The organism is Paenibacillus xylanilyticus (assembly GCF_047246825.1).
GTDB classification, from domain to species: Bacteria; Bacillota; Bacilli; order Paenibacillales; family Paenibacillaceae; genus Paenibacillus; species Paenibacillus xylanilyticus_B.
Genome location: NZ_JBFOLB010000001.1, coordinates 2,736,555 through 2,749,842 on the forward strand (window position 1 = coordinate 2,736,555; position 13,288 = coordinate 2,749,842).

General features: G+C 48.3%; 12 protein-coding genes. 4 read left to right on the forward strand and 8 right to left on the reverse strand.

The window, feature by feature from the left end; translation table 11 throughout:
- Positions 1 to 89 precede the first annotated feature (89 nt).
- From AB3N00_RS12260 to AB3N00_RS12285, 6 genes are all read right to left on the reverse strand, one after another.
- Positions 90 to 725 carry a VOC family protein gene (locus AB3N00_RS12260; protein ID WP_413034761.1) on the reverse strand — a complete coding sequence of 212 codons (636 nt, stop codon included), beginning with the start codon at positions 723 to 725 and terminating at the stop codon, positions 90 to 92.
- Positions 726 to 744: 19 nt separating this feature from the next.
- Complete coding sequence (locus tag AB3N00_RS12265) at positions 745 to 1,200, reverse strand: VOC family protein (RefSeq protein ID WP_413034762.1); 456 nt, start codon at positions 1,198 to 1,200, stop codon at positions 745 to 747.
- 59 nt (positions 1,201 to 1,259) lie between these two features.
- Positions 1,260 to 1,835: an NADPH-dependent FMN reductase gene (locus AB3N00_RS12270; RefSeq protein WP_413034763.1), complete on the reverse strand. Its 576-nt coding sequence runs from the start codon at positions 1,833 to 1,835 to the stop codon at positions 1,260 to 1,262.
- Positions 1,836 to 2,018: 183 nt separating this feature from the next.
- Positions 2,019 to 2,750, reverse strand: a complete 732-nt coding sequence (locus AB3N00_RS12275) for a response regulator (protein ID WP_413034764.1) — start codon at positions 2,748 to 2,750, stop codon at positions 2,019 to 2,021.
- 17 nt (positions 2,751 to 2,767) lie between these two features.
- Positions 2,768 to 4,438, reverse strand: coding sequence for a GAF domain-containing sensor histidine kinase (locus AB3N00_RS12280; RefSeq protein ID WP_413034765.1), 1,671 nt, complete (start codon positions 4,436 to 4,438; stop codon positions 2,768 to 2,770).
- An 89-nt stretch (positions 4,439 to 4,527) separates the two neighbouring features.
- Positions 4,528 to 5,010 carry an ArpU family phage packaging/lysis transcriptional regulator gene (locus AB3N00_RS12285; RefSeq protein WP_175398130.1) on the reverse strand — a complete coding sequence of 161 codons (483 nt, stop codon included), beginning with the start codon at positions 5,008 to 5,010 and terminating at the stop codon, positions 4,528 to 4,530.
- Between the two features lie 683 nt (positions 5,011 to 5,693).
- Between AB3N00_RS12285 and AB3N00_RS12290 the strand changes: the two genes are divergently transcribed.
- The 3 genes from AB3N00_RS12290 to AB3N00_RS12300 all read left to right on the forward strand — a co-directional run bounded on the left by AB3N00_RS12290 (position 5,694) and on the right by AB3N00_RS12300 (position 8,593).
- Positions 5,694 to 6,140, forward strand: a complete 447-nt coding sequence (locus tag AB3N00_RS12290) for a helix-turn-helix domain-containing protein (RefSeq protein ID WP_413035262.1) — start codon at positions 5,694 to 5,696, stop codon at positions 6,138 to 6,140.
- 42 nt (positions 6,141 to 6,182) lie between these two features.
- Positions 6,183 to 6,599 carry an ImmA/IrrE family metallo-endopeptidase gene (locus AB3N00_RS12295; RefSeq protein ID WP_175398129.1) on the forward strand — a complete coding sequence of 139 codons (417 nt, stop codon included), beginning with the start codon at positions 6,183 to 6,185 and terminating at the stop codon, positions 6,597 to 6,599.
- Between the two features lie 179 nt (positions 6,600 to 6,778).
- Entirely contained in the window at positions 6,779 to 8,593 is a 1,815-nt protein-coding gene (locus AB3N00_RS12300) for a 5'-nucleotidase C-terminal domain-containing protein (protein ID WP_413034766.1), read from the forward strand.
- A gap of 618 nt (positions 8,594 to 9,211) precedes the next feature.
- Here the strand turns inward: AB3N00_RS12300 and AB3N00_RS12305 are convergent.
- Positions 9,212 to 10,987 (reverse strand): proline--tRNA ligase, encoded by a 1,776-nt coding sequence (locus AB3N00_RS12305; RefSeq protein WP_413034767.1) that lies wholly within the window; start codon positions 10,985 to 10,987, stop codon positions 9,212 to 9,214.
- A 533-nt stretch (positions 10,988 to 11,520) separates the two neighbouring features.
- Here AB3N00_RS12305 and AB3N00_RS12310 point away from each other — a divergent pair.
- On the forward strand, positions 11,521 to 12,192 hold the full coding sequence (locus tag AB3N00_RS12310) for an exonuclease domain-containing protein (protein WP_413034768.1): 672 nt from the start codon (positions 11,521 to 11,523) through the stop codon (positions 12,190 to 12,192).
- A gap of 57 nt (positions 12,193 to 12,249) precedes the next feature.
- Here AB3N00_RS12310 and AB3N00_RS12315 read toward each other — a convergent pair whose 3' ends face one another.
- Complete coding sequence (locus tag AB3N00_RS12315; RefSeq protein WP_413034769.1) at positions 12,250 to 13,212, reverse strand: helix-turn-helix transcriptional regulator; 963 nt, start codon at positions 13,210 to 13,212, stop codon at positions 12,250 to 12,252.
- Positions 13,213 to 13,288: the final 76 nt, after the last annotated feature.

Consider the following 13,288-nt stretch of genomic DNA (forward strand, 5'->3'; position numbering starts at 1 on the left):
CTTCATCACATCATGTTTACATTGTGTTTACTTCTATAAAATGAATCAAATCGTGCATATATGCCCGTTTCGCTTCCAGATTCAATCATTTACCCAATCTGCAGCCTGCCGACACCTTGAATGACAACTTCCAGTGGAAAGATCTGCGCCTTTTGTTCCGAAAAGAACCAAACCCTTTCCTTCTTCACCACGATAAACAAACCGTTTACGTCCCCTACCGGGGCAAAGGTATTGCTGATCGCTCCCCACCGCTTCAGTCCCATTTGCTCCAATTCTCCTACCGTGGACAATACATCCTCTGATACAAGCCCCACCTCACATACATGCAATAGATCATTCGCCGTGAAAGGACGGTCACTCTCGTTATGCGCACTGTGATGAGCGATCAGTTCCAGAATGTTGCCTGCCGGATCTTCGAAATAGAGGGAATGGGAATTCCAGTTCTCAGAATAGGTCTCGTCCTGCCCCTCCTGCGTGCTGAGCTCTACACGTGCCGCTGCCCAGGCTTTGGCCTCCTGAAAACGGTTCGTCGGGATCATCCAGGCAACGTGGTAAAAGGGGTCTTGTTCCATTTCGCTGTGAACAAATATCATGTTCGTCCAACCGATCTGCAAGGTGAATGAATAATCGGATTCAGTAACCACATTCATGCCGAGCGTTTCTTTATAGAAATGTTTGGTCTCTGCCAAACGAGCGGTGTACAGCTTCACTTCTTCAAATATCATCTGACTACCTCCTGCTCAATCACGCCCGTCCGTGCATATTCTCCCATTGACTCCATGGCACCATCCCCAGCTCCGGCTTCGCTTCATCCGGAAGCATGGATATGAATTCAAGGGAATGACCATCCGGATCGGTGAAATACACCGACACAGCCGGCATCCAGCCAAATACGTACAGCTCCCCAATATCATCATTAAGGAAGTTGTGTGTCTCGATCCCTTTATCCTCCAGATACGTGACAGCGTGCTTCATGTCCTCCAGTGATACGTGAAAAGCAAAATGCTGCCGCTGCACCTGCGCGGGGTCCTTTTGCCATAATCCCAGCATGGCGTTGCCTTTTCCACCGATCCAGTAAAATGAGTTTCCGCGTTCCTTCTGCCCATAGGCATGTGGCAATCCAACAATCTGTTCATAGAAATGATGCGATTTCTCCAAATCCGTCACGTTCAAATGCGTTTCAAATATGCCTTTTATCAAGTGGATGACCTCTTTTCTCTCTCTATTTCTACTTCATTAGCTTAAAAAATGAATGATGCTCAGCTTCCGGATGAGTTCCGCGCAGTTGTTAATGTCTGAGCCAGACTCAGGAATGAACCGATTACCCGCTGAATTCGATCCTCAATGTCCTGGCTGCCTTCATACTCCTCGTATCCGTCAAAGGTAGCCTCGAAACGTCTGCGCTGTGCACCACCAATGGATATCCACTCCTGTGCATTAATACCATGCAGATTGCGAACGATGGCTTGCAGCTGTAAAAGGGAACTCACCCCTACCGCTCCCCCCGCAGAGCTGATGGACAACACCGGTTTACCGCTAAAGTGAGCCTGGCTCAGGTGATCCAGCGCATTTTTGAGCACTCCGCTGATGCTGCCGTGATACTCTGGTGTGGATAAAATAATGGCATCCGCCGCGAGCATGCGCGAGTTCAGCTCTGCTAGATTGTCATTATCCGCCTGCTTTTCATCCGGTGCGTAGAATGGAACCGGTGTTTGGTACAGATCAAACAGGCTGGCTTCATGTCCCTGACTGCGGATGACCTCCACCGCATATTCTCCTAAACGCGTACTGGTTGCGTTCTTGCGGTTGCTGCCTGCCAATATGATAATCTTCATCTATGCCACACTCCTTCTTGTTTTTGTGAGGTATTCCATCATCAACCTTCATTTCTTCTGTTCTTATCTTACCTTGCTTTATCTTCCAATTCGTCAGCAGATAGACTTAACTTGCTGCACAAAAAAACTCAACCTTTCGGTTGAGTTTCTACGACTTTAGGCTGAGAATGGAGCCCGAACGGGTCAGACCCAGCCGTTTTTTACGGCATGAATGGCTGCTTGAGTACGATCAGCCAGTCCCAATTTGTCGAGTAAATGACTGACATGTGTCTTTACGGTTTTCTCCGTAATTACGAGCTGCACCGCAATTTCTTTGTTGCTCAATCCCCGTGCGATAAGGCCCAATACCTCTTGTTCACGGCGCGTCAGCATATCCGGACCTGGCGATGTCCCGTTCATTTGTAAAGTCTGCTTAAGCTTCTGCGGTTCCTGAATTTTCCCATTTGCTGATGGATCCGCACTTACAACTTGCTGTTCTTGCAGCGACACATCAGATGATGCCATCACATGCATCAACTGCCCGGCCGCGACAGGATGAAGTTGGGCCTGCCCTGCATACACGTTCCTTATAGCAACGGCAAGATCCTCCGGTTCAATATCCTTCATCAGATACCCTTTTACCCCAGCCCGTACGGCAGGAATAACATGATCCTGATCGGCAAACGACGTTAGTACAATAATACGGATTCCAGGCAAAAGAGTGCGCAGGCGTCTGGCAGTCTCAATCCCATCCAGCACAGGCATATGCAGATCCATCAGCACCACATCAGGTTGCAGCTTTTCCGCCTGCTCAAGCGCCTCCTGCCCGTTGGAGGCTTCGCCCACCACTTTCATATCCGTCTGCGTGGACAAAAATACGTGCAGTCCGCGTCTCACCATGGCATGATCATCCGCCAGTAAAATCGTAATCGGCATGTCTTTTCCCCCTGACTTTAACCCAATTCGGACGGGAGTGGAATTACTACCGTTACCGATGTTCCCTTACGGGATGAACTTGCGAGTTCGAGCCTGCCTCCCAGCGATTGGGCACGCTCTCTCATAATGGACAGACCCAGCGAGCTGGCAGGAAGGGCTTGCCGCCTTTTGGCTCCACCTTTTCCCCGATCCGCAACCACCAGTACCGCTTCGGTATCGGTTAAGTGGAGGGTAATATCTGCTGCGGTTACTCCCGCATGTTTGCGCACATTGTTCAGGGCTTCCTGTCCAATTCGCCAGAGTCCCTCTTCAATACTGCGAGGCAAGGTACACATACCCGTTCGGTTTACAATGACCTGCAAACCCTGCCCTGTACCATATTCTTGCAGTGCACTCAGCAGACCGGATTCCAGTCCCGCCGGGCGAAGCTGCATGATTAAGGCACGCATTTCCTTCAACGCCTCCTGGGATAACGAACGGATATCTCTCATGGCTTCAGCTGCCGGATGCAGCTCCGCTGAACCGGATAACATGCGCTCCGCTCCCTTGGCGGTCAACGAGAGAGAGAACAACATTTGGTTTACAGAATCATGCAGATCCCGAGCGAGCCGGTTTCGTTCCTCCAGACGGGTTAACTCCCGGCGCTTATCCACCAGTCTCAGACTTTCCCAGGAACCTGTAATATGTTCTGCCAGTGCATCCATGACCTCCCGGTCTGCCTGAAGGAGATCACTCGCCGATCCGAGCCCCACAACCAGTACAGCCGTTTCCCCAGGAGGACTTAATGGAATGGCAGCGGCGAGGCCCGCAGGTATCACGGATACGGGGAGCGGTGTATCACAAAGTGCAGCCAACTCCCCAATCTCTGCTGATGATAATTGCGCAGCGCGATGAGAATCAATCACACGATGCAGCCGCCGTCCCACCTCTGGAGGAATCTCGCAGAATGTTTTCGTCTCCTCCATGCGATTGGCATGCGCAGCCTGTACGGATAACGTTCCATTCTTTTGAGCTAACAGTGCGACAAAAGGCCAATCGAAGTGCTGCACAAGCAGTTTCACAACCGTTCTGGCCATGTCGTCAGCATTGCTGCACTCGTTCATGTTCAGGCCCAGCGATCTGCTGAACTCCCCCAGCCTGGCATACAGGTCCGCTCGTCTCTGCTCCGCACTGTACAATCGCATCCGTTCCATGGCACTGCCGATCTGATAGGCTACGGCCTGCAGCAGCGCCAGCTCACTGTCGCTGAAATGCTCCTTCCCTGGTGCGGCAACATTCAGCAGTCCCATCATCTTGTCGCCTGATCGCAGCGGAACCGTTGCATGATGGGTGATGTTATGGGTATCTCCCCACTGATGCTCTGTCGCCTCCTCAAGCCGTTTGCAGTTTATGATATTGACGGCATTATTGAGTCTCCCATCCCAGAAACGGTTTACGCACCAGCATGTACCACAGCGCATAGGCTCCTTCTCTTCATGCAGCAGGGCTGGCGGCAGGTTATGGTCAGAAACGCAGGAATAGTCTCCACGCCCACCAATCAGAAACACCCAGCCTGTCGTTAATCCGGTCAGCTCCAGCAGCTTGCCTACCACTGTATCCAGCATCGGACTCAGGTCATTGGACGTATTCAGCGTCTCCGCAATGGTCTTCAGCGTGTACATTTCCTGCATTCCGGCTTCATGCGACATGCAGATTCCTCTCCTTTGATTGCGCTTGTTGTTGTTCAATTATTGTATACAATCATTGTTGGAGTTTAAAGGATGAACTTGCACGCGTCTTAACCAAGTTTCTGACGACTCTTTCGGGATACAGACAATGGCTCCACATTGATCAGTCCCCGGTCGGATAAGGCAAGCGCCATTTTATAGAAAGCACGGGTTCTGATTTTGGTATACGTATCCTTGCTCACAGGCGGATCAAATACATGGTTGTACACTTTGTAATCAAACACATCATCATCTTTCAGGTACCGTTCACAAACCAGCACCCGTTCCTTCTCACTGAGACGAGACACGATAAAATCAATCGTATCGCAATACGCCTGACGTGCACGCTGTACATCGACATTGTAGATCGCCGTTCTGGCAGTTGAATCCCCAGTGACGTTGGTGGGACCATGGAAACGCTCCGTATAACTTGCCGTGACCATCACCTCGCGTTCTTCAAATGCAATCGTCTTGTAAATCCGGTATTTTTCTAAAGCTGCTTCCACGGCAGTTTGTGTTTTGCGTCGATCCAGTTCAGGCAGCAATAATTCCATATTCGTTCTCCTCCTTAAGGGTTGGTTTCCTTAAACATCTCTTCTTTTATTAGGGTTGTGCATTTTGCTAAAATAGTAACGGCCATTGTCCAGGTTTCTTTTGTTGCCTTTTGGAATCACTTCCGAAGGGCTAATAACCATGAAGATTCCGGTCTCCAGTACATACAGATTGTTTCATTTTAATGTTGTGTTCGTATTTTGTTCGTATTTCTATTTGAGGATACCACTTATTGGAGATTGGAGTAAACCTTCATTTCGGGTCATTTTGACGATAAAATAAAACCCTCACTCTCATTTCCTATGCCTTTTGGCATAAATGTTTCAATTCCCTTTACCTAATGGTATATATACGTTATAGTACAGATAATTACAGATCCTCGTATAAGTGAATTCCATTTTTAATATTAAGAAAGTACTTGAATGTTAATGCGAACAAGAATTGTCCTTATAAGCGCTAAAGTAGTGGAGGAGACGGAATCGATTCTGAAAAAGCGATAGCGTTCGCATTTATCACCGGATTTCTCCCTTCAACAAGGGATCAAGGAAATCTGGGGATAACGGCGATTGGAAGAACGATCCGTATCCGGAACGGGTACCAGCAGATTATAGAGTGTTAACGCAGCATTGAGGGTTTCTTAGTATCTAATGAAATACACTTATACAAATTGAAGGAGTTGGCATGAATTGTGGAGCACGCTTTTGGCCCTTATCTGAAACAACTGCGGGAACAGCAGAGCTATAGCATCAATCAGCTCGCCGAAGCAGCAGGAATCAGCAACTCACAAATTTCACGCATTGAAAATGGAGTCCGCGGTGTTCCGAAACCCGCCACGATCCGCAAATTGGCAGAAGCCCTCTCCGTTTCCTATGCCGACATGATGAAACAGGCTGGATACATTGAAGCAGCAAGCGCAGTAAACGAGCCTCAGGATATTCCGGAATGGGCGACCTACAAGGACCGCCGCGATTTCAAGAAAATGCTGGAGGACGAGGATGACCTGATGTTTGACGGAATTCCACTGGATGATGAGGACAAAAAACGAATCAAGGATGTGCTGACAGGTCTGTTCTGGGAAGCCAAGCAGATGAACAAGCGCAAGAAAACAGATGAACCGGACAAGCGCCCATGAGGCAGAGCAAGCTGATCAAAATGAAGCAGCAGGTGAGATGATATGGATGACATTGTAACAAAGCTGATTCGCAAACATCGGACAAACTGCCCCTTCAGCATTGCCAGAGCCGTTGGAATACAGATCCGTTTCACCAATCTGGGCAAGTCCACCAAAGGGTTGTATTTCCGCAAGCTCCGTCGCAGGTTTATTGTCATTCACAGTGAATTGCCGCCGGAATGGCAGCGGTTTGTATGTGCTCATGAACTTGGACACGACCGATTGCACAAAGGCATCAACCGATTCTTTTTGGAAGAGCACTCCTATTTTGCTCCCGGCAAGCTGGAAAGACAGGCCAATCGCTTTGCCATTCAATTACTGACCTCAGGGGTCAAGCCGGAACCGGATGAATCCCTGGAGAAATTCTGTTTGCGTACAGGACTGCCGCGTGAAGCGCAGCATTTTTTTTACTCTATATAAGAACATATGTTTCCTTCTTGTGGAATTTGAACTTTATTTCCCATCCGGCAGATTAGATGTTACTTTCAGGTTACCTATTTTTACGTAAATCACGAGATTTCCGAAACATAGTCTGCTAAAATACAATTTGAGCTGTGCGAGCTCAAGCAGATCATATTTTGGGGAGGTTACAGATTCATATGAAAATCTGGAAGACATACGTTTCACTTCTGCTAACGGTTTGCTTACTGTTTGGCAGTGTAGGAATTGCGGCTGCTGCAACGGACACGACTCCGGGCACAGGTAAACACATTACGATTCTACATACGAATGACACACATGCACGCGCAGTCGAAGCTTCGCCTGCGATGGGCTATGCCAAAGTGGCCGGGATTGCAGACAAATACCGCAGCGAGAACCCCAACACCCTTTTGCTTGATGCAGGAGATGCTGTGCACGGCACAACCTTTGCAACACTCGTGAACGGGGAGAGTATCGTCAAAGTCATGAACGAAATGGGCTATCAGGCAATCGTTCCGGGTAACCACGAATTCAACTACGGCTCCGAGCACCTCATCGAACTTGCGGACATGATGAACTTTCCAATGCTCAGTGCCAATGTGAAGAAAAAAGACGGAACACGTCTCTTCGATCCCTATCTCATTAAAGAAGTTGACGGTGTCAAAATCGGTATCATCGCACTGACTACACCTGAAACGATGTACAAAACGAATCCGAAAAATGTTGAAGGTCTGGATATTACTGACCCGACTGCGGAAGCCAAAGTGCTGGTGAACGAAATTCGCAGCAAAGTAGATGTTGTGGTTGTACTCGGCCACCTTGGACAAGATGCTTCCAGTACAGACACTAGCTTCAAAGTTGTAAAAGAAGTTCCGGGTATCGATGTATTCATCGACGGACATAGCCACACCATCCTGCAGGACGGTCTCGTATCCGACAACGGAACATTGATCGCGAGTGCAGGAGAATATACCAACTATGTAGGTGTCATTGATCTGTGGGTAGACGGTGGCAAGGTAACGAAGAAACAAGCTACGCTCATTGATGAAACAGAAGCAAAAGATATTAAACCGAATGAAAAAGTAGAAGCACTCGTAAATTCCATTCAGAAAGAACAAGAGCCAATTCTCGAAGAAGAAGTAGCAAACACTGCCATTCTGCTCGATGGTCAACGCGAACAAGTTCGTGCCGGTGAAACGAACCTGGGTGACCTGCTTGCAGACGCCCTCCGTGACGTCAGCAGCGCAGATATCGCGCTCACAAACGGTGGCGGTATCCGTGCTTCCATTGAAGAAGGTACGGTAACCAAAGGCGACATTATCACTGTACTTCCTTTTGGTAATCAGGTTGTAACCCTTGATGTAAAAGGCTCCGATGTTCTGGCAGCCCTTGAAAACGGTGTAGGCTCCTATCCGGAACCAAGCGGTGGATTCCCGCAAGTATCCGGCATGACGTTCAGCATTGATTCTTCAGCTGCTAAAGGCAGCCGCGTACATTCCGTAATGATCGGCGACAAAGCCCTTGATCCAGAAGCAACGTATACGCTGGCTACCAACGATTTTACAGCTGTTGGTGGTGACGAGTACACCATGTTCAACAAATACACCATTTCCGGCATGTACGGTGCAATGGACGAAGCGCTGATTGAATATATGCAAAAACTTGGCGCTGTAGATATCAAAACAGATGGCCGAATCAAGGAAGCGAAAACACCTGCAGTTGAACCGGAAGCTCCAGCTGCAGAGACACCGGCTCCAACTACACCGAAGCCAGAAACGCCAAAACCGGAAACACCAAAACCAGAAAAACCGTCGAAACCGACACCGAACAAACCCGCTCCAGCCAAAGTATATGTTGTAAAATCCGGAGACTCCCTGTATTCCATCTCCAAAAAATACAACACAACCTGGCAAGCACTGCAAAAATTGAACAACATCAAAAATCCTCACTGGATTTATCCGGGTCAACAACTGAAACTGCCTGCTGCTTCTTAAGCTAAGGCAAGATCGAATCAACGTGATCTGTTTCGCGTTACGACAGGACCAAGAGGGATCATAACAGCAACGACAAAAGGGTGTTCCTCAAGCCAACATGGCTGAAGGAGCACCCTTTCTTCTTCGTCTTCGGAAGCAACAATGAATTGTTGCTAACTTGCTATAAAAGCACATATAACCGGGAAAGGCTTTGCCGTAAAAATAAATCCGTAAACGTAATTCATCGTACACACGCTTCCAGAGTCCCTGACCACGGACTATAGAAAATATGCGCATAATTGCCACTATCACGCGATTTTCCCGCATTCCAAACAAACAAATGTAACAACTTTAATTTGCATACCTGCACTTGTTTGCATGGTTAAACGCATTCCACGGATGTGTACTTTTTAAATTGATAATAGACAGAATACACCATAGTAATGACTAGTTATTTTGTATGATATTATGCAGACACTTCTACAGATTTATATGTCTATAGACCTTTTTTTCCTTCTTTCATCTGCTTAATACGTCAAATGAGCATTATCGCATAATATTCGGACCTATATAAACCTATATAATACGTCACTTTACGATGTAACTGTGCAGTATACTGATCCATCAATGGATTAAACTTTATCTGAGCTGGAGCACTTCCTTTGCATGATTCAGTGCCTCTTCTACACTCATGCTGATCCGCTTGGTCTCACCTTTGCGGGCAAGAGCATGGGAGCCTAATTCGACACGCCGCTCTGCAGCGTCCCTACCCACCAGAATTTGAACAGGCAGACCAATCAATTCCGCATCCTTGAATTTTACGCCAGGCCGTTCATCCCGATCATCAGTCAACACGGTGTATCCCGCATCCAATAACTGTTGTTCAAGTTCCAGGACAAGCTGACGCTGCTGCTCATCCTTCCAACTGACCGGGATCAGATGAATTTGATAAGGTGCAACGGCTGCTGGCCACCTGATTCCGTCATCTCCTGCATACTGCTCGGCAATGGCAGCCATCAGACGGGAGACCCCAATACCGTAACAGCCCATCACGGGTGCACACTGGCGGCCATTTCGATCCAGAAAGGAAGCTCCCATAGCATCGCTGTATTTGGTACCCAGTTTGAAGATGTGGCCTACTTCAATGCCTTTGGTAAACACGAGTTTCGCTGCACATGCTGGACAGCTATCTCCTTCAGCTGCAAAGCGGATTCGTTCCACTTTCTCCAGAACAAAATCAATTCCCGGACGTACACCGGAATAGTGCATATCCACTTCATTTGCCCCCGTAATGGCACTCCCCATTGCAGCCACATCAGCGTCCACCACCATCGGCAAATGGAGACCGATCGGACCCAAGAAACCTACCGCCAGATCGGAACACCCTGCAAGAGCCTCTTCGTCAGCCAGAATGAGTTCCTCCACTCCCAATACCTGCTTCAGTGCAATGTCATTGACTTCATGATCTCCGCGAACAAGGGCAGCAACCAGTTGACCATCCGCTTGATAGAGCAGCGTTTTGATCATGTGCTCCGGTCCCTGACCCACAAAGGAACTGAGCTCGGCAATGGTACGAATGGCAGGCGTATGAATTGGAACGGGTGATTGGTCCAAGGCACTGATCTGGGATTCATTATCGGACTCGGAAACGTCCTTGCTCATCTGTTCCGTATCCTGTGTTACAACTGCAGCGGTCTGATATCCGGCCTTCTCCAGATTCGCAGCATATCCGCAAGCCCTACAGGATACAATCGTATCTTCTCCCACATCAGCCAGTGCCATGAATTCATGCGTTTCTCCCTGACCGCCTATTGTGCCTGCATCTGCCTCTACACGAATATACTCCAGGCCACAGCGCTCCAAAATCCGTGAATACGCCTTATTCATCGCCTGATACGTATGATCCAGCTCTTCCCAGTCGGAAGCAAAAGAGTATGCGTCCTTCATGATAAACTCCCGTCCCCGTAACAAGCCAAATCTTGGACGCCGTTCATCCCTGAATTTGGTGCCGATCTGATACAATGTGAACGGCAGCTTTCGATAGGAATTCACCTCATCGCGGGCAAGAGCAGTCACCACTTCTTCGTGAGTCGGTCCAAGGGCAAACTCCCGCTCATGCCGATCCTGCAGACGCATCAGTTCAGGTCCATACTGATTGTACCTTCCGGATTCTTTCCATAGTTCCGCAGGCTGCATAATAGGAAGCAGTACTTCCTGACATCCGGCACGGTCCATCTCCTCGCGAACGATCCGTTCAACATTGAGCAGCACACGTCGCCCCAGAGGCAAATAACTGTATATCCCTGCTGCCAGCTGGCGAATCATGCCAGAGCGGAGTAACCAGCGATGCCCGGCTGCATCAGCCTCTGCTGGTGCTTCACGTAATGTTGGAACAAGCATTTCACTTTGACGCATCCATTCCACACCCCTTATCTTCCTGATCTTTTTTTGCAAACTAGCGCTTGTAAACAGCAAAAAGACACATCCGTCAAGGGACGAATGTGTCGTGGTACCACCCTTATTTAACTGCGCATTACAGTTTGCCGATATGCCCCAAGTTTCCCTGAGCATGCTGAACAAACCGGTCCCGTTCAACATATATGCAATGTGAGATCACGCAGTCCTTCTTGGGCATAACGGGCCCTTCCGGCGGTGGTTGCAGCCCGATGGCATTCTCCTCCGCAGCTCGCGAGGTGGGAACTACGAAGCAGCAACAGAAACCTTCCACCGATCGGTTCCCTCTCTGCATGAAGCCGGCTTACGTAATCATGTCCTCGATAATCGCTGTTAGCATTTTTGATCACATTAGAGCATCTACAGGAAATTGTCAACTCCTGCGTATAACGAGTATTCCAGTAAAAATGAATGACAATACAGGCTGACATCCCGCAGGCTTCCCTGTAATATAGAGAAATAGAACATGTATTAAAGATAAAGGAGCTTGTCCTATGCCATATATTATCTATGATCTTGAATTCACGGTCAGCCGTAATGCTCGTTACTCTTCTGAAATAATAGATATCGGTGCGGTAAAAGTTACAGAGGGAGAGGACGGCCTTTACGTATCTGACACATTCCATACATACGTTCGTCCCTCCAACAAATCCGTCCTGTCCACTGACACCATTCAATTTACGGGAATTACGCAAAAAGATATTGATGCCGCTCCTCTTTTTCCAGAGGCATTGCAAAACTTTGTTGCCTGGATGGGGGACGATGTGTATTACATGTGTTCCTGGGGACCGGATGACCGCAGCAAATTGATTTCTCATTGTCGTACACACCAACTTGATGTTGCCTGGATCACAAACCACAACGACCTGCAGCAGCAGTGGTCGCGAACCATTCGCAAGGAAGGCAAATTCCGTCAGCTGGGCCTGGCTCAGGCACTTGAATTATGTGGAATTGAATTCGACGGTACTCAGCATCGTGCATTGGACGATGCCATTAATACCGCCAAAGTATTCATGCATCAATTTGACCGCTTCAGTCTGGAAACCAATTGTGCCGCTGATGATGAAGGGGTCACATCCAAAGTCGTCTATTCCAGCAGCACAGATGATGATGTGAAGGAATCACCTTTTGGTAATCTGGCACATCTGTTCAAGACCAACGAATAGCATGTACCTGTTATTTTCTGCTTCATGACGCAAAAAGGAACGCCTGTTACGCCGGAATCAGCGATATAATTGCTGCCAGCGTTCCAGACGTTCCTTCATCATATTCCGGTATGCCTCAGGCTCAAGGATCTCAGCCTCTGGTCCATATTGGGCAAGCCAGCCCATGAATTCCTGATCGTCACTCAATATGGTCTCAAGCAATAATGTTCCTTCGGGTTCCAGCGTTAAAATGGGGCGCACCAAAAATCTTTGCTTCATCACATGTTCAACGGCATCACGGGAGAAACGAATCTTGAAGGCAGTCCACTCTTGCCCTTGGCTGGAGCCCATCGTCCGTAAATGGGATTGCAAGAGGAAGTCATCTTTGCGGAATGTACGAGGCAAAATCCGAACTTTCTGAAGATTCCCTACTTCAAAGATTTTTAGCATCTCCGATAAATGACAGTAAGCCAACAAATCGAAGCGGTACTCACGAGGGATCAGAAAGTAGGGATCAAGTCGCACGATCTTCTTCATGTCCTGAGAGAGGTGTTCTGCTTCAATTGTGTTCTGTGAAATGCCCGCTTGAAGCAGGGTTACCAGTGAGTTATCCCTCTGTTCGCTGTTTTCATTTTGCCATGCGAGCATCCCCATTTTGAATAAACCGCTAATTTGCTCTGACCATTCCACCCGCTCCGTTTTGTTTTTCTGATTTGATGCAACCACTTTCTCATATGCGCTCTCAAAGGCAGGCTTCAGCAAAGGGCGGATATCATCCATAACTTCCGCCAAATGAACAAAAGCTTGAGCTTCTTCGTCAGTCCAATTTAACGGATACATGGCAAAGTGGCTGATAAACCTATACCCTCTGCCGTGCCCCATATTGGCGATCGGAATATGCATTGCGCTGAGGGCCTCCATGTCGCGATATATCGTCCTTTCCGTTGTCTCGCATCGCTCGGCTAGCTCACGGGCAAGAATCCCCGGTTTCGCCTGCACAAGAGTTATAATGCGCATTAACCGGATCAGTCGGTCTGTCATTTTGCCGGACCCTCCACTTGTGTTCAAAAAATTCGATACAACCCTATCCAATTTTTCATCATGATATATAGTATAT

Coding starts and splice junctions, on each gene's coding strand:
- AB3N00_RS12260 (WP_413034761.1), bottom strand. CDS start 725: ATGATATTTGAAGAAGTGAAGCTGTACACCGCTCGTTTGGCAGAGACC.
- AB3N00_RS12270 (WP_413034763.1), bottom strand. CDS start 1,835: ATGAAGATTATCATATTGGCAGGCAGCAACCGCAAGAACGCAACCAGT.
- AB3N00_RS12275 (WP_413034764.1), bottom strand. CDS start 2,750: ATGCCGATTACGATTTTACTGGCGGATGATCATGCCATGGTGAGACGC.
- AB3N00_RS12280 (WP_413034765.1), bottom strand. CDS start 4,438: ATGTCGCATGAAGCCGGAATGCAGGAAATGTACACGCTGAAGACCATT.
- AB3N00_RS12285 (WP_175398130.1), bottom strand. CDS start 5,010: ATGGAATTATTGCTGCCTGAACTGGATCGACGCAAAACACAAACTGCC.
- AB3N00_RS12295 (WP_175398129.1), top strand. CDS start 6,183: ATGGATGACATTGTAACAAAGCTGATTCGCAAACATCGGACAAACTGC.
- AB3N00_RS12300 (WP_413034766.1), top strand. CDS start 6,779: ATGAAAATCTGGAAGACATACGTTTCACTTCTGCTAACGGTTTGCTTA.
- AB3N00_RS12305 (WP_413034767.1), bottom strand. CDS start 10,987: ATGCGTCAAAGTGAAATGCTTGTTCCAACATTACGTGAAGCACCAGCA.
- AB3N00_RS12310 (WP_413034768.1), top strand. CDS start 11,521: ATGCCATATATTATCTATGATCTTGAATTCACGGTCAGCCGTAATGCT.
- AB3N00_RS12315 (WP_413034769.1), bottom strand. CDS start 13,212: ATGACAGACCGACTGATCCGGTTAATGCGCATTATAACTCTTGTGCAG.